This is a genomic window from Microlunatus antarcticus, assembly GCF_014193425.1.
GTDB classification, from domain to species: Bacteria; Actinomycetota; Actinomycetes; order Propionibacteriales; family Propionibacteriaceae; genus Microlunatus; species Microlunatus antarcticus.
On the sequence record NZ_JACHZG010000009.1, the window covers coordinates 1 to 23,645 of the forward strand.

A 23,645-nucleotide genomic window follows, 5' to 3' on the forward strand; every position below is an offset into this window, starting at 1 on the left:
GACCAGGGCAGCACTTCCGCCCGCTGCGGAAGGCTGCCGCACCAGGTCTCTGTGCCGCACGCCGTTGATCCGATCAGTCATCCACGACCCCGGATCCGACGAACCCGGTTCGAACGAGTTTCACGCGGTCGTCAGTGTGCCAGTTCCGGGGCTCCCGCGGGAAGTTCGAAACGCAACCGTCTTATCGTCGGGCACACGGACGAGCCCGGAGGGGGCGCACGATGACGGTCGCGGCGGAGAAGGCACTGCTCGAGAAGGTCCCGACGGGCCTGTTCGTCGGAGGCGAGTGGCGGCCGGCGACGGCGGGTTCCACGTTCTCGGTCGAGGACCCGGCGACCGGGTCGGTGCTCGCCGAGGTCGCCAACGGCACGGCCGACGACGCAGCGGCCGCGCTCGACGCCGCCGTGGAGGCCGCCGGGTCCTGGGCTCGGACACCGCCCCGGGAACGTTCCGACATCCTGCGCCGGACCTTCGACGCGGTCCGCGCCCGGGCCGACGAGTTCGCGCTGCTGATGACGATGGAGATGGGCAAGCCGCTGGCCGAGGCCCGGGGCGAGGTCACGTACGGCAACGAGTTCCTGCGGTGGTTCTCCGAGGAGGCCGTCCGCATCGCGGGGCGGTTCGGCACCAACCCCGAGGGCACCGGCCGGATGATCGTGTCCCGCCACCCGGTCGGGCCGTGCCACCTGATCACGCCCTGGAACTTCCCGCTGGCCATGGCCACGCGCAAGATCGGGCCCGCCCTCGCGGCCGGGTGCACGGCCGTGGTCAAGCCGGCCGAGCTCACCCCGCTGACGACCCTGCTGCTGACGAGCGTCCTCGCCGAGGCCGGTCTCCCGGCCGGCGTGGTGAACGTCGTCACGACGACCGACCCGGGCGCCGTCTCGGGGACGATCATCGCCGACCCGCGCCTGCGCAAGCTCAGCTTCACCGGCTCGACGCCGGTCGGGCAGCGGCTGCTCGGGCAGGCGGCGAAGGGCGTCCTGCGGACGTCGATGGAGCTGGGCGGGAACGCACCGTTCCTGGTCTTCGCCGACGCGGACGTCGACGCGGCCGTCGAGGGCGCGATGCTGGCCAAGTTCCGGAACGTGGGCGAGGCGTGCACCGCCGCCAACCGGTTCGTCGTCGCGGCCGAGGTGGCCGACGAGTTCACCGCCAAGGTCACCGCCCGGGTCGAGGCCATGCGGGTCGGCCGGGGCACGGAGGACGGCGTCCAGATCGGTCCGCTGATCAACGAGGCCGCGCGCGAGAAGGCGGGGGCCCTGGTCGGCGACGCGGTCGACCACGGGGCCGAGATCGTCGTCGGCGGCCGTGCGGTCGACGGGCCGGGCACGTTCTACGCGCCCACCGTCGTGACGGGCGTACGACCCGGCAGCCGCATCCTGCGCGAGGAGATCTTCGGCCCGGTGCTGGCGATCGCCACGTTCGACGAGGAGGCGGAGGGCGTACGCCTGGCGAACGACACCGAGTACGGACTGGTCGCCTACGCGTACACCCGCGACCTCGCCCGCGGCCTGCGGCTCGTCGACGCCCTGCAGACCGGGATGGTGGGCCTCAACACCGGCGTCGTGTCCAACGCCGCCGCGCCGTTCGGCGGGGTCAAGCAGTCCGGGCTCGGCCGCGAGGGCGGCCTCGAGGGCCTCAACGAGTACCTGGACACCCGCTACACGCTCGTCCCCGACCCCTGGGCCTAGTCGCTCTCTCCGGACAGTGGTCGGTCCGGGGGCTCCTGAGGCCCCAGATCGAGGCCGGAGCGACCACTGGCCGGGAGGACGGGGCGGCCGCGCGCCGCTAGGGTCGGGCAGCGTGAACGCACCCCGCCCGGACCCCGACGACCTCGTCTTCCTCATCCGCCGCATCGCGGAGCTGGCCGTGGTCCACGGCCGCGTGACGCTGTCGTCCGGACGCGAGGCCGACTACTACGTCGACATGCGCCGGGTGACCCTCGACGGGCTGACGGCGCCGGTGATCGGACGGGTCATGCGCGCGTTGGTCGGTGACTGGACGTTCGACGCGGTGGGCGGGCTGACCCTCGGCGCCGACCCGGTCGCCACGTCGATGCTCCACGCCGCCGCCGCGGAGGCGAAGGTCCTCGACGCGTACGTGGTCCGCAAGTCCGAGAAGGCGCACGGGCTGCAGCGCCGGATCGAGGGGAGCCCGGTCGCCGGGCGGCGGGTGCTCGTGGTCGAGGACACCTCGACGACCGGGGCGTCCGCGCTCACCGCCGTCGAGGCGCTGCGGGCCGAGGGCGCCGAGGTGGTCGGCGTGGCCGTCGTCGTCGACCGGGACACCGGCGCCCGCGAACGCGTGCTGGCCGAGGGCCTGGACTACCGCTGGGCGGTGTCGGCGGCCGACCTCGGGCTGTCCTGATCGTCGCGCGGACCATCGCGAAGATCACCCGGGGTTCGGCCCGATGATCACCGCGAGCCGACCGGTGACCAAGGTCTGTGTCGGGCGGACCGGTCAACCCGTAGCCTGAACCGACCGAACCCCGGGAGGAACCGTGTCCGCGATCGTCATCGTGATCATCCTGCTCGTCCTGGTGGTGATCCTCGCCCTGGTCGGCTTCTCGATGTACAACGGCTTCGTCAAGGGCCGCAACACCATCCAGGAGTCCTGGCGCCAGGTCGACGTCGAGCTCAACCGGCGCTACGAGCTGCTGCCCAACTTGGTCGAGACGGTCCGCGCGTACGCGGCCCACGAGCGCAACACGCTCGAGGACGTCACCCGGCTGCGCAACCAGGCCGCGCAGATCTCGCAGTCCGACAGCGGCGGCCTGCCGAGCGCCCAGCGCTCGCAGGTGGAGGAGCAGCTCTCCGGCGCCGTGCGCAACCTGATCGTCAGCGTCGAGGCCTATCCCGACCTCAAGAGCAACCAGAACTTCCTCGCCCTGCAGTCGCAGCTGGTGGAGACCGAGGACCGGATCGCGAACGGTCGTCGCTACTACAACGCGAACGTGGCGGCGTACAACACCAAGGTCGAGTCCGTGCCGAGCAACATCATCGCGGGGATCGCCCACTTCGAGAAGGCCACGTACTTCGAGGTGAACGACCCGGCCGTGCGCCAGGCGCCGAGCGTCAGCTTCGGCGAGATCGCCTACCGCGGCGAGGGCGACCAGCCCGGGCAGTTCCAGCAGCCGCCGCAGCAGCAGTCGCTGCCGCCGGCGCAGCGCCCCGACGACCAGCTCCCGGACCCGCAGGCCTCCGGCGGCTACACGCCCCCGGCGTACGCCCCGCCGCCCCAGCAGGGCCAGGCGGGCCCGAGCGGTTACCAGCCGCCGCAGAACGGTCAGGCGCAGCCGGGCGGTCAGTCGGGCGGTCAGCCCGGCCCCGGCGGCTACCAGCCGCCGCAGACCTCGTAGGGCGGCCCCGGGCCGTCCGGGCTGCGCTCTCACGAGGAGCCTGGGCGCGCGTGAGGGGACCGTTACGGAGGGCTTACCCGACGGTCACGCGGCCGTGCCCGACGCTTGCTGGAGTGAGGACCAACGCTCCCCGGCCGGCGGTCGAGCACGACTCGGAGGTCCTCCTATGCCCCACCTCTTCTCGCCCCTGACGATCAAGGGCGTCACGCTGCGCAACCGCATCGGGATGTCGCCGATGACGATGTACCGCTCCGTCGACGGGAAGATGGACGACTACCACGTCTCCTACCTCGGGGCGCGGGCCGCCGGCGGCTTCGGGCTGGTGTTCCCCGAGCAGATCGCGATCACCCCCGACGGCCGGACGACCGTCAGCTGCGCCGGGATCTACGACGAGTCGCAGCTCGAGGGCCTCGCCCGGGTCTGCTCGATCATCACGTCGATGGGTGGCGTGCCCGCGATCCAGCTCGGCCACACCGGGCGCAAGGGCAGCCTGGTCACCCCGTGGGAGGGCGGATACATGCTGCCGCCGGACCACCCCAAGGGCTGGCAGACCAAGGGACCCTCGGCGATCGCGTACGGCGGGGACATGCCCTACGCCCCGGAGGAGCTGACGGTCGAGGAGATCCACGACCTCTACCGCGCGTACGCGCAGTCGGCCACCTGGGCGGTCGAGGTCGGGTTCGAGTGGATCGAGATGCACTACGCCCACGGCTACCTGGGCTCGTCGTTCTTCTCCCCGCTGGCCAACCACCGGACCGACCAGTACGGCGGCTCGCTGGCGAACCGGGCGCGGTTCCACCTCGAGGCCCTGGACGCCGTCCGGGCGGTCGTGCCCGAGCGCATCCCGCTGACCATGCGGCTCGGGTCGGACGACCTGAACCCGGAGGGCACCCAGTTCGACGACTCCGTGGTGGCGATCGGCTGGATGAAGGAGCACGGGCTCGACCTCGCCGACCTCTCCTTCGGCGGGAACACCGACGACATGCACGAGATGATCTTCAACCAGCCCCGCGCGTTCGTGGAGCGGGCGAACCGGGTCCGCACCGAGGTCGGCATCCCCGTCGCGGCCAGCTGGAACCTGGGCAAGCCGCAGAACGCCGACGACGTGATCAAGAACGAGCTGATCGACCTCGTGCTGCTGGGACGCCCCGCGCTGTCGAACCCGCACTGGCCGGTCTGGGCCGCCCGCGAGCTCGGCTACGACAACCCGTTCGGGCTGGTGCCCGAGGACTGGGGCTGGTGGCTGCGGAACCTCCGCGCCGACCAGGAGTCGCTCGGCTTCCCGATGGTCAGCGAGGAGACCGCCGGAGCGCCCGCCGCCGCGGCCGTGCAGACCCAGGGCCCGAAGGTGGCGACCGGTGCGGACGTCGAGCCCGGCGCGGCCACGCTGGACGGGGCTCCGTTGCACGTGGCCGCCTGAGGCCGCCCGGGGCCGGCTGTCGGCGGGGGCTAGCGTCGAGTGGTGACTGACGCTCAGCAGATGACCTACCGACAGCTCGGCACCTCCGGCCTCACGGTCTCGGTGGTGGGGATCGGGTGCAACAACTTCGGGGCCCGGATGGCCGACGAGGACGTGCCGAAGGTGGTCGACGCGGCCATCGAGGCCGGCGTGAACCTCTTCGACACCGCCGACATCTACGGCAATGCCGGGGGCTCGGAGACCCTGCTGGGCGCGGCGCTCAAGGGCAAGCGGGACCAGGTCGTGCTGGCGACCAAGTTCGGTGCGGACATGAAGGGATCGAACGGCCCGGACTGGGGCGTTCGCGGGTCCCGGCGCTACATCCGCCTCGCGGTCGAGGCGAGCCTGCGGCGCCTCCAGACCGACTGGATCGACCTCTATCAGATGCACATGCCCGATCCGCTCACGCCGATCGAGGAGACGCTCGCCGTGCTCACCGACCTGGTGCAGGAGGGCAAGGTGCGCTACCTCGGCTCGTCGAACTTCGCCGGCTGGCAGGTGCTCGACGCCGACTGGACGGCGCAGACGAGCGGGCTCGAGACCTTCGTGTCCGACCAGTCCGAGTACTCCTGGCTCTCCCGTGGCATCGAGGCCGAGCTCGTCCCGGCGCTCGAGCACACGGGCAAGGGCCTGCTGCCGTACTTCCCGCTGGCGTCGGGCCTGCTGACCGGCAAGTACAAGCGGGGGGCCGACGCGCCGGCCGGCAGCCGACTGGCCGCGCAGCCGGACCGGGTCGCCGAGGCGGACTTCGACACGATCGAGGCGTTGGAGAAGTTCGCGGCCGACCGTGGCGCGTCGATGCTCCAGGTCGCCGTCGGCGGGCTGGCGGCGATGCCGACCGTCGGGTCCGTCATCGCCGGCGCCACGTCGGTCGAGCAGGTCCGCAGCAACGTGGAGGCCGGCACCTGGGTGCCGACGAGCGAGGACCTCGCGGAGCTCCGCCGCCTCACCGACTGAGCCCGGCGGGCCGCGCTCTGCACGGGAAACCCCCGCCGACCGCACCAGATCTGGTGTGGTCGGCGGGGGTCTTTCACGTGAACGTGAAAATCCTGCGACGCGTGGGGCGGTTGATCCGAACGAGGCCCGAGGCCCCCGCGGAGACGCCTCAGTCGGTCGTCGTCCGCGCCGGGGCGTCGGGGCTGACGACCTCGTCGACCTCGCGTGCGACGCGGCGGCGGTGGAGCAGGAACTCGATGCCCATCGGGATCAGCGAGACGAGCACGATCAGCACGAGGACGGCGTCGATGTTGTTCTTGACCACCTCGACGTTGCCGAGGAAGTAGCCGAGGATCGTCACGCCGCAGGCCCACAGGACGCCGCCGATCGCGGTGTAGCCGATGAACTTGCGGAAGTCCATGCGGCTGACGCCGGCGACCAGAGTCACGAACGTCCGCACGATCGGCACGAACCGGGCCAGGACCAGGGCGCGGGAGCCGTAGCGGTCGAAGAAGGCGTGGGTCTGCACGACGTACTTGGGGTTGAGGATGCGCCCGACGATCCCGGAGCGCGGCTTGAAGAGCGGCGGGCCGATCAGGCGCCCGAGCCAGTAGCCGGTGACGTTCCCGGCGACCGCGGCGACGGTCAGCACGACGCACACGAACACCATCGAGTGCGGCACGACGCCGGCGGCGGTGAGCAGCCCGACGGTGAAGAGCAGGGAGTCACCGGGCAGGATGGCGAACAGCCCGCACTCGGCGAAGATGACGAACGCGACCCCCCACAGGGCCCAGGGCCCGAAGGACCGGACCAGCTGTTCCGGGTCCATCCAGGACGGCAGCAGCAGCGGCAGCAGGCCTACGAGGTCAGCGGTCACGTGAGCAGACGCTACCGTCGGATGCTGTGCGCCCGCTGTACGACGACGCGTCCGATTCCTCGGACGTGCCCGCCCCGGACCCGACCGTCGGGCCCGGCGTGGGCCCGTACGAGGGCGAGTGGCCGACCGAGGCGTGGTTCGACCCCGAGCTGCTCGAAGCCGGCGACCGGCGCAACGTGCTGGACCGCTACCGCTACTGGCGCCTCGACGCGATCGTCGCCGACCTCGACACCCGGCGCGCGCCGCTGCACGTGGCGATCCAGAACTGGGAGCACGACTTCAACATCGGCTCCATCGTGCGCACGGCCAACGCCTTCAACGTCGCGGCCGTGCACATCGTCGGGCGCCGCCGCTGGAACCGTCGCGGCGCGATGGTCACCGACCGCTACCTCCACGTGGAGCACCACGCGGACGTCGAGGGCCTGGTCGGAGCCGCGCGGGCGGCCGGGCTGAGCCTGGTCGGGGTCGACAACCTCCCGGGCGCGGTGCCGCTGGAGCCGACCGAGCTGCCGCGGTCCTGCTGCCTGGTCTTCGGCTCGGAGGGCCCCGGGCTGACCCCGGAGATGGTGGCCGCCTGCGACCGCCTCGTGGCCATCAGCCAGCACGGCTCGACCCGCTCCCTCAACGCCGGCGCGGCCGCGGCGATCGCGATGTACCACTGGTCGCGACGGTGGGCGGGGGAGGACCCGGGCTGAGCGGACCCTGTGCGAGCGCCCCACGGGCCACGCATACTGGTCCGTACTGGTCCAGACCACTCGGCGTGGCTGGTCCGCCGGACGAGGAGGTCCCCGAGATGGCCCAGGAACGTCGTTCGAGCGCGCTGTCCGACCACTACAGCCGCCCGGCCTCGGTGACGCCGACCAAGCGTGCGCAGGTCCGCGGGATCCTCGAGCACGAGATCGACTCCGAGCTCTCGCCTGGCGACGCCATCCCGTCCGAGCGGGCGCTCGTGACCCGGCTGGGCGTCAGCCGCGTGACCGTCCGCCAGGCGATCGCCGACCTCGTCGAGGGCGGCGTCCTGGAGCGGGTGCACGGCAAGGGCACCTACGTCACCGGTCCGCAGGTCGACTCGCGGTTGCACCTCACCTCCTTCTCCCGCGAGATGCGCGACCGCGGCCTGCTGCCGGCCACGGTGGTGCTCTCGGCGCGGGAGGAGCCCGCCGACGACGAGGTCGCGTACGGCCTGCGCATCCGGCCCGGGCGGAACGTCGTCCGCGTCGAGCGGCTGCGCACCGCCGACGGCACCCCGATGGCGTACGAGGTCGGCAACTACCCGTCGGCCCTCTTCCCCGGGCTGCTGGACCGCGAGCTCGGCTCGCTCTACGACGTCTTCGCCAGCGAGTACGGCGTCGTCGTCACCAGCGGCGAGCAGACCGTCCGGGCCGAGGCCGCCGACGCGCACCAGGCGCGCGTGCTCGGGATCGCCAAGCGCGCGCCGATGCTCGTGCAGGAACGCGTCACCTACGCCGGCGACCGGGTCGTCGAGCTGGCGACGTCGGCCTACCGGGCCGACCGTTACCGGATCCACATGGCGATCACCCCGCGCGGGCCCCGGGAGAGCTGAGCACGACCCGACCCGGGCGCTCCCGGCGTCGGGCACCATGGAGGCGTGAGCTTCGCGAGCGTGGCACCCGGGCCGGCCGGACCCGTCCCCGTCGGACCCATCGCCGAGCTCCTGCTGCCGTACGACCCCCAGACCCTGGCCCAGACCGTGGGCAAGCGCCGCCGCCGGCTGATCGGTCGACTCATCAGCCTCGCGATCAGCCTGGCCATCCTCGGCGGGATCTACGCCTGGCAGCACCGCACGATCGCGGAGCAGGGCGGGGCGTACTGGGTCTTCTCCGGCATCGTCCTCGGGCTCACGCTCGTCTGGACCCTGGTCGTGCTGCTGGGCTTCCTGCGCGCGCGCAAGGAGCTCCGGACGGTGCCGGCGGGCATCGCCGTGCGGATGGGCCGCCCCGGCGTCGTCGTCGCGAACGCCTTCGCCCGCTGGACCGACGTCGAGGGGCTCGAGGTCGTCCCCGGCGGGATCGCCCGGGCGGACCGGCTGCGGCTGCGCACCCGGGCCGGGGCGGTCGGGCTCGTCCCGCTCGACCAGGTGGTCGTGCACCCGGCGACGCTCGACGGCACGGCGCGGGCCTACTCCGCCGGACGCCAGGGTGTCGACCTCTCCCGCCTGGACAATTAGTCTCATCCGCGCCCGGTCGCTGCCCCGGGATCTGGTGTCTTCCTCCTCGCTCGTCACGACGGAGAAGCGTTGTCGTGACTCCCTCGTCGTCCAGACACCAGAGGGGGCGCTCCCTACCCGACGCTCATGAGGGCGGGGTAGCTGGTAGTCCGCGTCGCCCGCACACGCCTGCTCCTGCCAGACTGGACCGGATGGTCATCGCCCTGAGGTGGTGACAGGTCCAGCACGACCGACACAGGCCGACAACCGAAAGGGGCACCCATGCCCATCGCCACTCCTGAGGTCTACGCGCAGATGTTCGACGCGGCCAAGGCGGGTTCCTTCGCCTACCCCGCGATCAACGTCAGCTCCTCGCAGACGCTGAACGCCGCCCTGCAGGGCTTCACCGAGGCCGGCTCCGACGGCATCATCCAGATCTCCACCGGCGGCGCGGAGTACGCGTCCGGCCCGACCGTCAAGGACAAGGTCACCGGCTCGGTCGCGCTCGCGACGTACGCCCACGAGGTCGCCAAGAACTACCCGGTGACGGTCGCGCTGCACACCGACCACTGCCCCAAGAACAACCTGGACAGCTTCGTCCGGCCGCTGCTCGAGATCTCCACCGAGCGCGTCAAGAACGGCGGCCTGCCGCTGTTCCAGTCGCACATGTGGGACGGCTCGGCCGTCGAGCTCGAGGAGAACCTGCAGATCGCCGAGGAGCTGCTCGCCAAGTGCGCGGCGGCCAACATCATCCTCGAGATCGAGGTGGGTGTCGTCGGCGGCGAGGAGGACGGCGTCAGCCACGAGATCAACGAGAAGCTCTACACGACCGTCGGCGACGGCCTGCGCACCGTCGAGGTCCTTGGCACCGGCGAGCAGGGCCGCTACCTGACCGCGCTGACCTTCGGCAACGTGCACGGCGTCTACAAGCCCGGGTCGGTCAAGCTGCGTCCGGAGGTCCTCAAGGACATCCAGCAGCAGGTCGGCGACAAGGTCGGCAAGCCGAACCCGTTCGACCTCGTCTTCCACGGCGGCTCCGGCTCCACGCTCGAGGAGATCCAGGCCGCGGTCGACTACGGCGTCGTCAAGATGAACATCGACACCGACACGCAGTACGCGTTCACCCGCCCGGCCGCCGGCCACATGTTCGCCAACTACGACGGCGTCCTGAAGGTCGACGACGAGGTCGGCAACAAGAAGGCGTACGACCCCCGCGCCTGGGGCAAGCTGGCCGAGGCCGGCATGGCCAAGCGCATCGTCGAGGCCTGCGAGCACCTCCGCAGCTCCGGCACCTCCCTGACCGCCAAGAGCTGATCCCAGGGGTCGCCGGACGGCGTCGACCCTCCTGCTCGAGGAAACGCTGTCTCCCGACACCCGCGCTGCGCGTGGACCGGTCGGGAGTCAGCGTTTTCTTCGTCTGCGGGGAAGCCGGGGCGGGGGAGGGGTGTGGCGCCGCCGTCGGCGGCGGGCCGGCACTCTCTAGGCTGGAGCACGTGACCACCGACGTCCGCTCCGGGCCAGCGCCGCTGTCCCGGGTGTGGACGCCGCGGGGTGTGATCGCAGAGGACCTGCAGGGCGAGGACCTCGGTGACGTCCTCGAGATGCACTCCGACGCGTACGCGTGGTGGGTGCTGCCCAAGGGCGACGGCTACGGCGAGCGCGAGCTGCGCGGAGCGGCGGAGGCCATGGGCCTCGACGGCCTGGTGATCAAGGACCTGCTCGCGCAGGACGGCCGGGCCAAGTTCGAGGAGGTCGGGCCCGCCCGGATCATCACCACGAACGTCGTCGCGCTCGACCGCGAGCGGGTCGAGCTCCGCAGCCACCCGATGTCGGTGGTCGTGACCGAGCGCATCCTCATCTGCCTCGTCGACCCGACGCCGGACTTCCGGCCGAACGACCTCTTCACCTCCCATGCCGACGTGCTCACCACGGGGGGCACCGACGCCGCGCTGCGCGAGCTGATGATCGCGGTCCTCAACACCTACGAGAACGTGGTCACGTGGATGGAGGAGGCCAGCGACGCGCTCGCCAGCCAGCTCTTCGCCCTCGAGCCGCTGAGCCGGCCCGAGCAGCTGCGCGCGTTCCGGCTCCGCACGGTGCTGTCGCAGCTCCACCGGGTCACCGACCCGATGCGGACGGTGATGGCCGACGCCGCGGCCAACCCGCCCACCCCCGCGGGCAAGAAGACGTCCGGCGCGACCCAGGTCCGGCGCCGCTGGACCATGATCGACGAGCGGCACACCCGGGTCGCGAACGGCGTCGACGCGCTGCGGGAGTCGCTGCAGGCCGTCGTGCAGACGAGCCTCTCCCTGTCCGACGCGCAGGGCAACGACACGATGAAGAAGCTCTCGGGCTGGGCGGCGATCATCGCCGTCCCGACCCTGGTGAGCAGCTTCGTCGGGATGAACGTCGCCTTCCCGCTCGAGAGCACGCGCGCCGGCTTCTGGGTCGCGCTCGCGCTGATGGTCGTCGTCGCGGCCGTGCTCTACGTGGTGTTCAAGGTCAAGCGCTGGGTCTGAGGGTGGGGGTGGGGGTCACTAACCTCGCACCATGAGCGACCGCACCCGAGAGAACCTGATGGCGCACGGCCCGGGCACCCCCGACACCCTGCTGCCGGTCGACCCGGCCGCCGCCGAGCTGGCCGGCACCCCGGACCCCGCGCAGGTCGTCGCCGCGGTGCGCACGCACCCCGAGTCGTCGCTGGCCTGGGCCCTGCTCGCCGAGCGGGCCCTCGCGCAGGGCACCGACAGCGCCGACGTCGAGGCGTACGCCTTCGCGCGGACGGGCTACCACCGCGGCCTCGACGCGCTGCGGAAGTCGGGCTGGCGCGGGGCCGGGCCGGTCCCGTGGGAGCACGAGCCCAACCGCGGCTTCCTCCGCGCGCTCTGGGCCCTCTCCGTCGCCGCCGGCCGCTTCGGCGAGCTGGTCGAGGAGGAGCGCTGCGCCCAGTTCCTGCGCGACTCGTCGGGCACCGCGTACGCGGCCCTCTCCAAGCACTAGACCGGCGGATCGCGCACGGGCCCCCGGTCCGGTAAAGTCCGAGCGCAAGAGTCCCCCAGGCACCCGCCTGAGGGACTTCACTTCGTCGGCGCGGACGTGCGTCTCGAAAAGGCGGCGATCACATGCCGGGCATCGTTGTGGTGGGGTCCCAGTGGGGCGACGAGGGCAAGGGCAAGGCCACCGACGAGCTGGGGGACCGGGTCGACTTCTGCGTCCGCTACTCCGGCGGCAACAACGCGGGTCACACGATCGTCGTGGGGGGCGAGCGCTACGCGCTGCACCTGCTGCCCTCGGGCATCCTCAACCCCAACTGCGTCCCCGTCATCGGGAACGGCGTGGTCGTGGACCTCGACGTGCTGTTCTCCGAGGTGGACGGGCTCGAGGCCCGGGGCGTCCACGCGGAGAACTTCCAGATCTCGGCCAACGCGCACCTGATCGCGCCCTACCACCAGGTCATCGACAAGGTGACCGAACGGTTCCTGGGCAAGCGCCGCATCGGCACGACCGGGCGCGGCGTCGGCCCGGCGTACGCCGACAAGGTCAACCGCATCGGCCTGCGCGTCCAGGACCTCTTCGACCCCGAGCTGCTCGCGGCGAAGGTCGAGGCGTCGCTCGAGCAGAAGAACCACCTGCTGGCCAAGATCTACAACCGGCGCGCGATCGACCCCGGCGAGGTCACGGAGCACCTGCTGTCCTTCGCCGACCGGGTGGGCCCGCACGTCGTGGACGTCTCCCGGGTCCTCAACGACGCTCTCGACGCCGGTCAGGTCGTGCTGTTCGAGGGCGCGCAGGCGCACCACCTCGACGTCGACCACGGCACGTACCCGTACGTCACCTCGTCCAACCCGGTCGCGGCCGGCGCCTGCGTGGGCACCGGGGTCGGGCCGACCCGGATCGACCGCGTCATCGGCATCGCCAAGGCCTACACGACCCGCGTGGGCGAGGGGCCGATGCCGACCGAGCTGCTCGACGAGGACGGCGAGCGGCTGCGTCAGGCGGGCGCGGAGTTCGGCACGACCACCGGTCGGCCGCGGCGCTGCGGCTGGTTCGACGCGATCGTGGTCCGTACGGCCGCCCGGGCGAACGCCTTCACCGACATCTTCCTGACCAAGCTCGACATCCTCACCGGCTGGGAGCGGATCCCGGTCTGCACCGGCTACGAGGTCGACGGCGTGGTCCACGACTCGATGCCGCTGACCCAGGGCGAGTTCACCCGCGCGGTCCCAGTCTACGAGGAGCTGGACGGCTGGAGCGAGGACATCAGCGGGTGCCGCTCGTTCGACGACCTGCCCAAGAACACGCAGGCCTACGTCAAGCGCCTCGAGGAGCTCTGCGGGGCGCCGATCTCCGGCATCGGCGTCGGCCCGGACCGCGAGCAGTCGATCGTGATCCGGCCGCTGCTGTGACCGGACGTCTCGCTCTACCCGTCCACGCCCGATTCATGCGGGCGTCGAAGGAAATTATTCTCTAGGCTGGCGGCATGACGCGCCGCGCCACTGCTCAGGACGTCGCCGATCTGGCGGGCGTCTCGCGGAGCGCGGTCTCGCTGGTGCTCAACGGCCGCGCCGACGGGAACATCTCGCGGGTCAAGCAGGAGGCCGTCCGCGACGCGGCCCTGCAGCTGCACTACACCCCGAACGCGGTCGCGCTCAGCCTGCGCAGCAAGCGCACGGAGACCATCGGCGTGCTGACCTGGCCCGACCACCGCCAGATGCCGCTGGCCCTGCTCGGGGCGGTCTACCGGGCCGCCAGCAGCGCCGGCTACCTGCTGATGATGGTGGACGCGCAGGAGCGGCCGTGGCAGGTGGACGCGCTGCTGGACCGCCGGGTCGACGGCTTCATGGTCGTCGCGCCGGAGCTGGCCGACTTCGCCGTCCCCGAGCCCGTGTCCAACGTCCCGACCGTGATGGTCAACTGCTTCGACCCGTCGCTCGGCGCCTCGTCGCTCGTGCCCGACGAGGTGGGGGCGGGGGCCAGCGCCGCGCAACGCCTGATCGAGTCGGGCCACCGCGAGCTGGGCGTGGTGGCCGGTCGCGAGGGCCTCGCCTCGGAACGTCGCGTGCAGGGGGTCGAGCGGGCGGCCCAGGGCGCCGGCCTGGCCCGCCCCGTCGTCGTCCGTGCGGGGCACTCGATCGACGACGGTTACCGCGCGGCACGGGAGCTCCTGGAGTCCGACCAGGTGCCGAGCGCCCTCGTCTGCACGCACGAGCGCCTGGCCCTGGGGGTCCTGCTGGCCGCGTCGGACGTCGGGCTGAGCGTGCCGGAGGACCTGTCGCTCGTGAGCCTGGACGACGGGGAGAACCTGGCCGCCCGGCTCGTCCCGAGCGTCGACCTCGTCGAGCGGCCCGACCCGGTGATCGCCACCCACGCCCTCGAGCTCCTCGTGGACCAGCTCCGCCACGGCGGCCACTCGGCGGTCCGCCGGCTCACCTTCGTCTGCCCCGTACGCCGGGGGGCCTCCGTCGCCCCGCCCCGCCTCCGCGCCCTCAACGCCGGCTGAGCCCGCACGCCCTGAGCCGAGAACGCTCCCTGAGCCTGTCGAAGGGCCTCGAAGAGGTTGGCGTTCTCCTGGGCGCCGACCCGCTCAGGGCAGACCGAGCGACCAGGCCTCGACCACGCCCGGGTCCGCGTCGACGTACCAGCGGCTCGTGGTCGTCGGGTAGGCGCGCTCGGTGCGCGTCGCGCCACCGCGGAACAGCTCGACGAGGCTTCCGTCGACCAGGACCGTCGTCGGGGCCTCGCCCGACCCGCCGATGTCGAGCGCGAAGAGCTCCCGCCCGTCGTCGACGAGGCGAAGCCGGGCCGTGCAGATGGAGAGAAGCTCGAACGCGGCGACCTCCACGGCCCCGTCCGGGGCCGGCTCGAGGGACCCCGTACGCAGGCCGCGCAGCTCCGCCGCGGGTCGGGCGCCGAGCACCCCGTCGTCGAGGGACAGCTCGCGGGGGAACGTGAGCACGCCGGCCCAGCCTGCCGCGCGGACCTGGTCCTCGGTCCGACCGACCTCCCACGCCCAGCCCCAGACCAGGACGCGGTCGCCGTCGGGCAGGACCTGCGGTGCGTAGAAGGCCGACCCGTCGTCGAGCACCCCGCCCGACGAGGCCACGAACCTCAGCGCCGGCCCGTCCGGCTGCAGGTCGCCGACCAGGTAGCGCACCCCGGCCAGCTGGTGGTGCCCGTCGACCCAGCGCCACAGCGAGAGCACGAGCACCCAGCGCTCGGCGCCGGTCCGGAGGTCCGGGAGCCGGAACAGGTTCGGGCACTCCCAGATGTTCGCCTCGGCCACGACGGCCGCGACCGGGTCGTCGTCGGTGAGCAGCGCACCCAGGTCGACCCAGTGCTCGAGGTCGTCGGCGGCCCAGAGCAGCAGCTGCGGGCGACCGTGCCGCGCGCCGGCGCCCTGGACGACGTAGCGGTGCCCGTCGACCCGGACGACGAACGGGTCTCGGACCTCCTCGATGCCCTCGGGGAACGGCGGGCCGGCGACGAAGCGGTCGCCCGGGGTCCAGCGGAGCAGCGACCGGTCGCTGCGGGCGAGCAGCGCGCCGGCGTTAGGGGCCTGGTCGGGCACGGCGGTGAGCACCGCCGTCGGGACGCCGTCGTCGTCGGTGACGCACCCGCTCCAGCACCCGGCCGCGTCGAGCTTGCCGGCCCTCGGCACGAGCGCGACAGGGTGCTCGGACCAGGTCAGCAGGTCGGTCGAGCTGGCGTGGCCCCAGTGGATCCGGTCGTGGACCGGCTCGTCCGGGTTGTGCTGGAAGAAGACGTGGTAGGTCCCGTCGACCTTGGCCAGACCGTTCGGGTCGTTGAGCCACCCACGACGCGGCCGGACGTGCAGGAACGGGAAGTCAGGACCGGGCGCGGTCTCGGGCATCGCAGCACCATAGTTCTCGCGAGCCCGACTGAGTAGGCTCCCGGAACGTGCCCGCACCGCTCCGCGTCCTCGTCCTCGGCTCCGGGGGCCGTGAGCACGCGCTCGCCCTGGCCCTCGCCCGCGACCCCCAGGTCGTCGCGGTGCACGTGGCGCCGGGCAACCCCGGGACCGCGGAGGTGGCGACCAACCACGCGGTCGACCCGCTCGACGGTGCCGCGGTCAGCGCGCTCGCCGTACGGCTGGGCGTCGACCTCGTCGTGGTCGGGCCCGAGGCCCCGCTGGTCGCGGGCGTCGCGGACGCGGTTCGCGTGCGCGGCATCGCCTGCTTCGGGCCCTCGGCCGCGGCCGCCCAGCTCGAGGGCAGCAAGGCCTTCGCCAAGGACGTGATGGAGCTGGCCGGGGTGCCGACCGCGGCCTCGCGCCTCTGCCGGGACGCCGACGAGGTCGCTGCGGCGCTCGACGCGTTCGGGCCGCCGTACGTGGTCAAGGACGACGGGCTGGCGGCGGGCAAGGGTGTCGTCGTCACCGACGACCGGGACGCCGCGCTGGCCCACGCCGCCGGCTGCGACCGGGTCGTCGTCGAGGCCTACCTCGACGGGCCGGAGGTCAGCCTCTTCGCCGTCACCGACGGCACGACGGTCCGGGCCATGCAGCCGGCGCAGGACTTCAAGCGCGTCGGCGCGGGCGACACGGGCCCGAACACGGGCGGCATGGGCGCGTACACGCCGCTGCCCTGGGCGCCCGCCGACCTGGTCGAGGACGTGACCCGCCGGGTGCTCGAGCCGACCGTGGCGGAGATGGCGCGGCGCGGGGTGCCCTTCAGCGGCCTCCTCTACGCGGGGCTCGCGCTCACGTCGTCGGGGATGCGGGTGGTCGAGTTCAACGCCCGGTTCGGCGACCCGGAGACGCAGCCGCTGCTGGCCCGCCTCGAGACCCCGCTCGGCGGGCTGCTGCACGCCGCGGCCACCGGCCGGCTGGCCGACGAGCCCGAGCTGGTGTGGTCGGACGCGTCCGCGGTCGGCGTCGTGCTGGCGGCCGAGAACTACCCCGGCACGCCGGTGACCGGCGGCGTCCTGACCGGGCTCGCCGAGGCGGCGGCGGACGGCGCCCTGGTCGTCCAGGCTGGGACCGCCTCCGGGCCGGACGACGACGTCGTGAGCAGCGGCGGCCGGGTGCTCACGGTTGTCGGCACCGGGCCGGACCTGGCTGCGGCGCGCGAGGTCGCGTACGCCGGGATCGCCCGGATCGGTCTCGAAGGTTCCTTCTACCGCCACGACATCGCCGAGGAGGCCGCGCGATGAGCGTGCCCAACGTGCTCGCCAACCGCTACGCCTCGCCCGAGATGCGGGCGGTGTGGTCGCCGGAGAACAAGGTCGTCGCGGAACGTCGCCTGTGGATCGCCGTCCTCGCGGCGCAGCGCGACCTGGGCGTGGACTTCGGCGGGGCCGACCCGGACGAGGTCATCGCCGCGTACGAGCGGGTGATCGACGACGTCGACCTCGCCTCCATCGCCGCGCGCGAGCGGGTCACCCGCCACGACGTCAAGGCGCGGATCGAGGAGTTCAACGCGCTCGCCGGCTTCGAGCAGGTGCACAAGGGCATGACCTCGCGCGACCTCACCGAGAACGTCGAGCAGCTCCAGATCCGCTCGGCGCTGGAGATCGTGCGGGACCGGGTCGTCTCCGCGCTCGTCCGGCTGGGAGAGCGCGCGGCGGAGTACGCCGACCTGCCGATGGCCGGCCGCTCGCACAACGTCGCGGCCCAGGTCACGACGCTGGGCAAGCGCTTCGCGACGGTGGCGAACGAGCTGCTCGTCGCGTACGCGCGGGTCGAGGAGCTGCTCGCGCGCTACCCCCTGCGCGGCATCAAGGGCCCGGTCGGCACGGCGCAGGACATGCTCGACCTGGTCGACGGCGACGCGGAGCGGCTCGCGGCCCTCGAGCAGCGGGTCGCCGAGCACCTCGGCTTCGCGAACGTGCTCGTCAGCACCGGGCAGGTCTACCCGCGCTCGCTCGACTACGAGGTCGTCACCGCGCTGGCCCAGGTTGCCGCGGCCCCGTCGAACCTGGCCACCTCGATCCGCCTGATGGCCGGGCTCGAGCTCGTGACGGAGGGCTTCCAGCCGGGCCAGGTCGGCTCCAGCGCGATGCCGCACAAGATGAACACGCGCTCCTGCGAGCGAGTGAACGGCCTAGCGGTCGTCGTGCGCGGCTACGTCTCCATGGTCGGCGAGCTCGCCGGCGACCAGTGGAACGAGGGCGACGTCTCCGACTCGGTCGTCCGCCGCATCGCGCTCCCGGACGCGTTCTTCGCGATCGACGGGCTGTTCGAGACGTTCCTGACCGTGCTCGCCGACTTCGGCGCGTTCCCCGCGGTGATCGAGGCCGAGCTGCGTCGCTACCTCCCGTTCCTCGCCACCACCAAGGTGCTGATGGCCGCCGTGCGCCACGGCACCGGTCGCGAGACCGCGCACGAGGCGATCAAGGAGCACGCGGTCGCCGTGGCGCTGGGCATGCGCGAGACCGGTGGCGGCAACGACCTGGTCGACCGGCTGGCCGCCGACGACCGCCTGGGCATGAGCCACGAGGCCCTCGACGCCGCGCTCGCTGACCCGATCGACCTCACCGGTACCGCCCGGGCCCAGGTCGCCACGCTCGTCGCCCGGATCGCCGACGTCGCCGCCACCCACCCCCGCGCCGCCGCGTACGAGCCGGGCCCGGTCCTCTAGAGTTCGAGCCACTCCCTCCCGACCGGGCCTCCGGGCACGGGCCGGCGCGAGCTCCGCGAACGCGCCGAGGGGGAGGGGGACCGCCGTGCTGCGCGCACTACCGGCGCTGGCTGGCGCCGAGCTCCGGCGCTACAGCAGCTATCGCCTCGCCGTGTGGGCCGGGGTGGTCACCAACTCGGTCTTCGGCCTCATCCGCGCGAGCGTCCTGCTCTCCGCCGTCTCCGCGGCCGGCGGCCGCCTCGCCGGCTACGACACCGGCCAGGCGTCAACGTACGTCTGGCTCGGTCAGGGTCTCCTCGCCGCCGTGGCCATCTGGCCCTGGAGCGAGATCGCCGACCGGGTGCGCACCGGCGACATCGCCGTGGACCTCGCCCGCCCCGTCGACCTCCAGCTCGGCTGGTGGGCCCGGGACCTGGGGCGGGCCGCGTTCCTGCTCCCGGCTCGTGGTCTGCCGCCGCTGGTCGTCGGGGCGCTGCTCGTCGGCGTCGAGCTGCCCGGGTCGTGGCTCGCCTACCCGCTCGGTGCCCTCAGCGTGCTGCTGGCCGTGAGCGTGAGCTTCCACCTGCGCTTCGTCCTGAACCTCGTGGCCTTCTGGACCGTCGACGTGCGCGGCTACCTGAGCTTCTACTTCGTCCTCGTCGGCCCCCTGAGCGGGGTGCTGGTCCCGGTGCACGTGCTGCCGGCCTGGTTGCGGACGGTGGCCTACGCGACACCGTTCCCCTCGATGATCCAGGCCCCGATCGACGTACTCGGCGGCCGGGTGACGGGCGTCGACGCCCTCCCGGTCCTGCTCGCGCAAGCCGCCTGGCTCGCGGGCCTCGTCCTCCTCGGCCGCGTGGTCATGCACCGTGCCCTCCATCGGCTGGTCGTCCAGGGTGGCTAGGACCGCCAGCCCGGTGTCCGTCCTGGTCGCCTCGCGGATCCGGTCGCAGCTCGCCTACCGGGCCAGCTTCTGGACCGACGTGGCGACCTCGGCGGGGGTCGGGGTGATCGAGTACGTCGAGATCTACGCGTTGCTGAGCTCGGTCCCGGTGCTCGGCGGCCTCGACCTCGTCCAGGCCACCCTGGTGTACGCCCTCGCCAACCTCGGCTTCGCGCTGGCCGACCTCGTCTTCGGCTCGCTCGACACCATCCCGACCCTGCTGCGGGCAGGACAGCTCGAGGCGCTGCTCGTCCGGCCGCTCCCGCTGATGCTGCAGCTGGTCGCCTCGGACTTCCAGCTGCGCCGGCTCGGACGGGCGGTGGCCAGCGTGGTGATCCTCGCCGTCGTCGTGCCGCTGGCCGACGTCGACTGGACCGCAGGACGGGTCTACCTCCTCCTCGTCACGCCGCTGGCCGGTGCGGCGATCTACGGCGCCCTCTTCGCCGCCGCCGGCGGCCTCCAGTTCTTCGTGGTCGACGGCGCCGAGATCACGAACTCGTTCGTCTACGGCGGCGGGTACGCGGGGCAGGTGCCCGGCAGCGTCCTGCTGGCCCCGCTGCGCGCGTTCTTCACCTTCGTCGCCCCGGCGACGCTCACCGGCTACCTGCCAGCCCTCGTCCTGCTCGGGCTCCCCGGGCCGGCGCTGCTGCCCGCCTGGTTGGGGTGGTGCGCGCCGCTGTTCGCCGTGTGGGCCTGGGTGCTGGCGGCGCTGGCCTGGCGCGGCGGCGTACGCCACTTCACCGGAGCCGGCGGATGAGCGGACCGATCATCGAGCTCGCCGACCTCCGCCGCAGCTTCGTCGTGCGGCGGAAGGTCGGACGTCTGCGGCGGGAGCGCACCGAGGTTCGGGCGGTCGACGGCATCAGCCTGCGCGTCGAGCCCGGGGAGTCCGTGGGCTACATCGGGGCGAACGGCGCCGGCAAGTCGACGACGATCAAGATGCTCACGGGCATCCTCGTCCCGACCTCCGGCTCGGTGCGCACCTGCGGGCTGGATCCCGTGCCGCAGCGGCGGCGGCTGGCGGCCGAGATCGGTGTCGTGTTCGGCCAGCGGAGCCAGCTCTGGTGGGACCTGCCGCTGCGCGACTCGTTCCGCGTCCTCGGTGCGCTGCACCGCCTCGACGCCGGGGTGGCGCACAGGCGTTCCGCCGAGCTGGTGGACAGGCTCGACCTCGAACGGCTGCTGGACACCCCGGTGCGGCAGCTGTCGCTCGGCGAGCGGATGCGCGGCGAGGTGGCGGCGGCGCTTCTCCACCGGCCGCGGCTGCTCGTGCTCGACGAGCCCACGATCGGGATGGACATGATCAGCAAGGAGCGGCTCCGCCGGTTCCTGGTCGAGCAGCGGGAGGCGTCGGGGACGACGCTGCTGCTCACCACGCACGACATGAGCGACATCGAGCGGCTCTGCGACCGGGTGCTCGTGGTCGACCGGGGCCGGCTGGTGCACGACGGCACCCTCGCGGGGCTCGCCGAGACGGTGGCGCTCGACCGGGTGCTGGTGGTCGACCTGCCCGGCCCGCACCCCGACCTCGTCGTCCGCGACGTGCGCCACGTCGACAGCGAGCTCGACGGTCAGCGCCAGCGGCTCGCGTTCGACCCGCGCCGGACGACGGCCGCGCGGGTGCTGTCCGACGTGAGCGCGCAGGTCGAGGTGGTCGACCTGACCCTGAGCGAGCCCGCGATCGAGGACGTGGTGCAGACGCTCTACGCCCGACCCACCGAGGAGCCCGTCGACTGATCTCTCGTCAGAGGTCTTGCCAGCGACAAGTTGCCGCCGGTAAGTTATCCGGATGAGCCTGGTCGAACGGTCGTACCACCACGGGGACCTCCGGGCCCAGCTGTTGAGCCGCGCCGCGGAGATGGTCGCCCGGGACGGGGCCGAGGCGTTCAGCCTGCGGGCCGTCGCGGCCGAGCTCGGCGTCAGCCACACGGCGCCGCGGCACCACTTCGGGGACAAGCAGGGCGTCTTCACGGCTCTGGCGACCCAGGGCTACGTGCTGCTCGGCGAGGCGCTGGAGACGGCAGCACCCCTGGGCTTCCGGGAGGTCGGGGCCGCGTACGTGCAGTTCGCGGTCAGCCACCCCGGCCACTTCGCGGTCATGCACGCCCCCGACCTCGTGCACGGGCAGGATCCGGGGCTCGTCGCGACGTCGACCCGGACCAACCGGCAGCTCGTCGACGGGGTCGTCGCCGTCGCCCCCGGTAGGCGCGAGGAGGTCGCGGTCAGGGCGGCGGCCGCTTGGGCCCTCGTGCACGGGCTGGCCACCCTCGCCCTCAGCGGCGCCCTCGCCCACGACCACCTAGTTGGCGGCGGGGGTGGCGACCTCCACGAGCTCGTGCTGCGGGCGACCTCGCTGCTCGACCTCACCGGGGAGGCCGCGTGACCTCGTCGGGCGTCGACCGCCTCGACGTCGGCCCCCGGGCCGCGCGGCCTCGACTCCGGGTCCGCCGTCGGCTCGCCCGGGCGGCGGTGACCGCGGTCGGCACCTCGTGCGTGCTGCTGGGCGTGACGCTCGCGACGTCGCGGGGGTGGCGCCCGCCACCGGTGCTGCCGCCGCTGGACGTCGCCGCGCTGGCCACCGTAGCGCCGCCCGACCGGCACCTGCCGTACGCGTTCGTCGACCGGTCGGAGACCGTCGTCGCCGGCGGTCTGCGGGCCCGGGTCGTCCGGCCGCGGGGAGCCGAGGGCACCCTCCCGGGACTCGTGCTGGTCGCGGGTTCCGGCGCCACGACGCGCGACGACCTCGCCGACGAGGCGGAGGCGCTGGCCCGCGGAGGGCTGGTCGTGCTCACGTACGACAAGCGGCGCGAGGGCTACTCGGTCGTCCGGCGCGACTACGAGCGGCTGGCCGACGACGCGCTGGCAGCGCTCGACGTGGTGGCCCGGCAGCCGTCCGTCGACCCGGACCGGCTCGGTCTGCTGGGCTTCAGCGAGGGGGCCTGGGTCGTCCCGCTGGCCGCCGAGCGGTCACCGTCCCGCGTCGCGTTCACGATCCTGGTGTCGGCGCCGGTCGTGAGCCCGCTCGACCAGGCGGCCTGGACGGTCGACCGCCGCCTCGCCGCCGCCCCGGACCCGGTGCGGTCGTCGGCGGCGACCCTGCTGGCGATGGGGCGCCCGGTGGTCGTCTACCTGGGCACCGACGTGCGCCCGGCGCTGGCGGCGGCGCCGCAACCGACGTACGCCGTGTGGGGGGCCGAGGACTCGTCTCTCCCGGTCCGGGTCGCCGTGGACCAGCTGCGGGAGGCGACCGGGGCTCGGAGCCGGGTGGAGGTCGTCGGCGGGGCCGGGCACCGGGTGCCGCTCGCGAGCGGCTGGGCCGAGCGGGCCTCGGACTGGGTCCGCCGCGGCTGTCCGACCGACGACGTGGTGCGGGGCGCGCAGCCCGTCTCGCTGGTGGGGCTGGCGACGCCGCCGCGGCCGACCCGGCTCGGCGACCCCCGCCTGCACCTCGGGCTCACCGCCCTGACGGCGCTGGTCGCGGCCGCGTGGCCGGTGCGTCGTCAGGGGAGGGTGGCGAGGGTCAGAACCGCTTCTCGTCGGGGATGAGGATCCAGCCGGCGATGTAGATCAGGAACTGCGGGCCGGGCAGCAGGAGGCTGGCGACGAAGATCACTCGCACCAGGAAGGGGCTCATCCCGAAGCGGTTGCCGAGCGCGGCGCACACCCCCGCGATGACGCGACCGTTGTGGGGGCGGGAGAGCGAGGCCATGAGAGCCCTTTCGAGAGACGTGCTGGTGGGTGGGACTGACTCCACTGTGCCGTGGGGGAGGGCCTCCGCACCAGGCTAGGGTGGCGTGATCATGGACGAGCCAGGGTCTCCCTCCGTACCTACCCTCGGGGGCTTCGCCGAGGTCCTGGACCTGCCGCTGGTCCACTCCGGCAAGGTGCGCGAGCTCTACGCGTACCCCCTGCCCGAAGGTCAGGGCGAGGGCCTCCTGATGGTCGCCACCGACCGGATCAGCGCGTTCGACTTCGTGCTCGACCGCCTCGTGCCCGACAAGGGCGCGGTGCTCACGCAGCTGTCGCAGTGGTGGTTCGCGCAGCTGGACGACATCGTCGAGAACCACGTGCTCAACGACGACGACGTCCCCGACCGGGTGCTCGGCCGGGCGGTCGTCTGCGAGCGCCTCGAGATGGTGCCGGTCGAGTGCGTCGCGCGCGGCTACCTCACCGGGTCGGGCTGGGTGGAGTACCAGCAGAGCCGGTCCGTGTGCGGGGTGCCGCTGCCCGACGGGCTCGTCGACGGCTCGCGCCTGCCCGAGCCGATCTTCACGCCGGCGACCAAGGCCGCCTTCGGCGAGCACGACGAGAACGTCGACTTCGG

General features: G+C 72.9%; 24 protein-coding genes. 21 read left to right on the top strand and 3 right to left on the bottom strand.

The window, feature by feature from the left end:
- The first annotated feature begins 221 nt into the window (after positions 1–221).
- From FHX39_RS19640 to FHX39_RS19660, 5 genes are all read left to right on the top strand, one after another.
- Complete coding sequence (locus FHX39_RS19640; protein ID WP_183342443.1) at positions 222–1,694, top strand: NAD-dependent succinate-semialdehyde dehydrogenase; 1,473 nt, start codon at positions 222–224, stop codon at positions 1,692–1,694.
- Positions 1,695–1,806: 112 nt separating this feature from the next.
- Entirely contained in the window at positions 1,807–2,370 is a 564-nt protein-coding gene (gene pyrE / locus FHX39_RS19645; RefSeq protein ID WP_183342445.1) for an orotate phosphoribosyltransferase, read from the top strand.
- Positions 2,371–2,503: 133 nt separating this feature from the next.
- Entirely contained in the window at positions 2,504–3,361 is an 858-nt protein-coding gene (locus tag FHX39_RS19650) for a LemA family protein (RefSeq protein ID WP_332836996.1), read from the top strand.
- A 166-nt stretch (positions 3,362–3,527) separates the two neighbouring features.
- Positions 3,528–4,781: an NADH:flavin oxidoreductase/NADH oxidase gene (locus FHX39_RS19655; RefSeq protein WP_183342448.1), complete on the top strand. Its 1,254-nt coding sequence runs from the start codon at positions 3,528–3,530 to the stop codon at positions 4,779–4,781.
- A 42-nt stretch (positions 4,782–4,823) separates the two neighbouring features.
- Positions 4,824–5,777, top strand: coding sequence for an aldo/keto reductase (locus tag FHX39_RS19660; protein WP_332836997.1), 954 nt, complete (start codon positions 4,824–4,826; stop codon positions 5,775–5,777).
- Positions 5,778–5,925: 148 nt separating this feature from the next.
- On the opposite strand, the gene FHX39_RS19665 is transcribed toward FHX39_RS19660, so the two are convergent.
- The gene (locus FHX39_RS19665) at positions 5,926–6,633 is read right to left on the bottom strand and encodes a DedA family protein (protein ID WP_183342450.1); all 708 of its coding nucleotides are present in this window, start codon (positions 6,631–6,633) and stop codon (positions 5,926–5,928) included.
- A 98-nt stretch (positions 6,634–6,731) separates the two neighbouring features.
- Between FHX39_RS19665 and FHX39_RS19670 the strand changes: the two genes are divergently transcribed.
- From FHX39_RS19670 to FHX39_RS19705, 8 genes are all read left to right on the top strand, one after another.
- Positions 6,732–7,328, top strand: coding sequence for a TrmH family RNA methyltransferase (locus FHX39_RS19670; RefSeq protein WP_332837002.1), 597 nt, complete (start codon positions 6,732–6,734; stop codon positions 7,326–7,328).
- A gap of 65 nt (positions 7,329–7,393) precedes the next feature.
- On the top strand, positions 7,394–8,197 hold the full coding sequence (locus FHX39_RS19675; RefSeq protein ID WP_332836998.1) for a GntR family transcriptional regulator: 804 nt from the start codon (positions 7,394–7,396) through the stop codon (positions 8,195–8,197).
- A gap of 45 nt (positions 8,198–8,242) precedes the next feature.
- Positions 8,243–8,821 (top strand): hypothetical protein, encoded by a 579-nt coding sequence (locus FHX39_RS19680; protein ID WP_183342454.1) that lies wholly within the window; start codon positions 8,243–8,245, stop codon positions 8,819–8,821.
- Positions 8,822–9,082: 261 nt separating this feature from the next.
- The gene (gene fbaA / locus FHX39_RS19685; RefSeq protein ID WP_183342456.1) at positions 9,083–10,114 is read left to right on the top strand and encodes a class II fructose-bisphosphate aldolase; all 1,032 of its coding nucleotides are present in this window, start codon (positions 9,083–9,085) and stop codon (positions 10,112–10,114) included.
- Positions 10,115–10,293: 179 nt separating this feature from the next.
- The gene (locus FHX39_RS19690; protein ID WP_183342458.1) at positions 10,294–11,319 is read left to right on the top strand and encodes a magnesium transporter CorA family protein; all 1,026 of its coding nucleotides are present in this window, start codon (positions 10,294–10,296) and stop codon (positions 11,317–11,319) included.
- 31 nt (positions 11,320–11,350) lie between these two features.
- On the top strand, positions 11,351–11,800 hold the full coding sequence (locus tag FHX39_RS19695; protein ID WP_183342460.1) for a DUF3151 domain-containing protein: 450 nt from the start codon (positions 11,351–11,353) through the stop codon (positions 11,798–11,800).
- Positions 11,801–11,922: 122 nt separating this feature from the next.
- Positions 11,923–13,206 carry an adenylosuccinate synthase gene (locus FHX39_RS19700; protein WP_183342462.1) on the top strand — a complete coding sequence of 428 codons (1,284 nt, stop codon included), beginning with the start codon at positions 11,923–11,925 and terminating at the stop codon, positions 13,204–13,206.
- 74 nt (positions 13,207–13,280) lie between these two features.
- Positions 13,281–14,300, top strand: a complete 1,020-nt coding sequence (locus tag FHX39_RS19705) for a LacI family DNA-binding transcriptional regulator (protein ID WP_183342463.1) — start codon at positions 13,281–13,283, stop codon at positions 14,298–14,300.
- 84 nt (positions 14,301–14,384) lie between these two features.
- On the opposite strand, the gene FHX39_RS19710 is transcribed toward FHX39_RS19705, so the two are convergent.
- Positions 14,385–15,671 (bottom strand): glycoside hydrolase family 32 protein, encoded by a 1,287-nt coding sequence (locus FHX39_RS19710; protein WP_183342465.1) that lies wholly within the window; start codon positions 15,669–15,671, stop codon positions 14,385–14,387.
- 47 nt (positions 15,672–15,718) lie between these two features.
- On the opposite strand from FHX39_RS19710, the gene purD reads away from it, so the two are divergent.
- The 7 genes from purD to FHX39_RS19745 all read left to right on the top strand — a co-directional run bounded on the left by purD (position 15,719) and on the right by FHX39_RS19745 (position 22,867).
- On the top strand, positions 15,719–16,972 hold the full coding sequence (gene purD / locus FHX39_RS19715; protein WP_183342467.1) for a phosphoribosylamine--glycine ligase: 1,254 nt from the start codon (positions 15,719–15,721) through the stop codon (positions 16,970–16,972).
- Positions 16,969–18,399: an adenylosuccinate lyase gene (gene purB / locus FHX39_RS19720; RefSeq protein ID WP_183342469.1), complete on the top strand. Its 1,431-nt coding sequence runs from the start codon at positions 16,969–16,971 to the stop codon at positions 18,397–18,399. Before purD ends, purB begins: the two co-directional genes overlap by 4 nt.
- An 85-nt stretch (positions 18,400–18,484) precedes the next feature.
- Positions 18,485–19,282 carry an ABC transporter permease gene (locus FHX39_RS19725; RefSeq protein WP_332836999.1) on the top strand — a complete coding sequence of 266 codons (798 nt, stop codon included), beginning with the start codon at positions 18,485–18,487 and terminating at the stop codon, positions 19,280–19,282.
- Positions 19,283–19,295: 13 nt separating this feature from the next.
- The gene (locus FHX39_RS19730) at positions 19,296–20,078 is read left to right on the top strand and encodes an ABC transporter permease (RefSeq protein ID WP_332837000.1); all 783 of its coding nucleotides are present in this window, start codon (positions 19,296–19,298) and stop codon (positions 20,076–20,078) included.
- The gene (locus tag FHX39_RS19735) at positions 20,075–21,058 is read left to right on the top strand and encodes an ABC transporter ATP-binding protein (RefSeq protein ID WP_183342481.1); all 984 of its coding nucleotides are present in this window, start codon (positions 20,075–20,077) and stop codon (positions 21,056–21,058) included. Before FHX39_RS19730 ends, FHX39_RS19735 begins: the two co-directional genes overlap by 4 nt.
- Before the next feature lie 52 nt (positions 21,059–21,110).
- Positions 21,111–21,704, top strand: a complete 594-nt coding sequence (locus FHX39_RS19740; protein ID WP_183342484.1) for a TetR/AcrR family transcriptional regulator — start codon at positions 21,111–21,113, stop codon at positions 21,702–21,704.
- A complete protein-coding gene (locus FHX39_RS19745) occupies positions 21,701–22,867 on the top strand; it encodes an alpha/beta hydrolase family protein (RefSeq protein ID WP_183342486.1) in 1,167 nt (388 codons plus the stop codon). Before FHX39_RS19740 ends, FHX39_RS19745 begins: the two co-directional genes overlap by 4 nt.
- Here the strand turns inward: FHX39_RS19745 and FHX39_RS19750 are convergent.
- Positions 22,842–23,030, bottom strand: a complete 189-nt coding sequence (locus FHX39_RS19750; protein WP_183342488.1) for a PspC domain-containing protein — start codon at positions 23,028–23,030, stop codon at positions 22,842–22,844. The two genes, FHX39_RS19745 and FHX39_RS19750, sit on opposite strands and share 26 nt — an antisense overlap.
- A gap of 91 nt (positions 23,031–23,121) precedes the next feature.
- Here FHX39_RS19750 and FHX39_RS19755 point away from each other — a divergent pair.
- Positions 23,122–23,645 (top strand): phosphoribosylaminoimidazolesuccinocarboxamide synthase (locus tag FHX39_RS19755; RefSeq protein ID WP_332837001.1); only part of this gene is annotated, 524 nt, incomplete at its 3' end.

Coding starts and splice junctions, on each gene's coding strand:
- FHX39_RS19640 (WP_183342443.1), top strand. CDS start 222: ATGACGGTCGCGGCGGAGAAGGCACTGCTCGAGAAGGTCCCGACGGGC.
- FHX39_RS19655 (WP_183342448.1), top strand. CDS start 3,528: ATGCCCCACCTCTTCTCGCCCCTGACGATCAAGGGCGTCACGCTGCGC.
- fbaA (WP_183342456.1), top strand. CDS start 9,083: ATGCCCATCGCCACTCCTGAGGTCTACGCGCAGATGTTCGACGCGGCC.
- FHX39_RS19695 (WP_183342460.1), top strand. CDS start 11,351: ATGAGCGACCGCACCCGAGAGAACCTGATGGCGCACGGCCCGGGCACC.
- FHX39_RS19700 (WP_183342462.1), top strand. CDS start 11,923: ATGCCGGGCATCGTTGTGGTGGGGTCCCAGTGGGGCGACGAGGGCAAG.
- FHX39_RS19705 (WP_183342463.1), top strand. CDS start 13,281: ATGACGCGCCGCGCCACTGCTCAGGACGTCGCCGATCTGGCGGGCGTC.
- FHX39_RS19710 (WP_183342465.1), bottom strand. CDS start 15,671: ATGCCCGAGACCGCGCCCGGTCCTGACTTCCCGTTCCTGCACGTCCGG.
- purB (WP_183342469.1), top strand. CDS start 16,969: ATGAGCGTGCCCAACGTGCTCGCCAACCGCTACGCCTCGCCCGAGATG.
- FHX39_RS19735 (WP_183342481.1), top strand. CDS start 20,075: ATGAGCGGACCGATCATCGAGCTCGCCGACCTCCGCCGCAGCTTCGTC.
- FHX39_RS19740 (WP_183342484.1), top strand. CDS start 21,111: ATGAGCCTGGTCGAACGGTCGTACCACCACGGGGACCTCCGGGCCCAG.
- FHX39_RS19750 (WP_183342488.1), bottom strand. CDS start 23,030: ATGGCCTCGCTCTCCCGCCCCCACAACGGTCGCGTCATCGCGGGGGTG.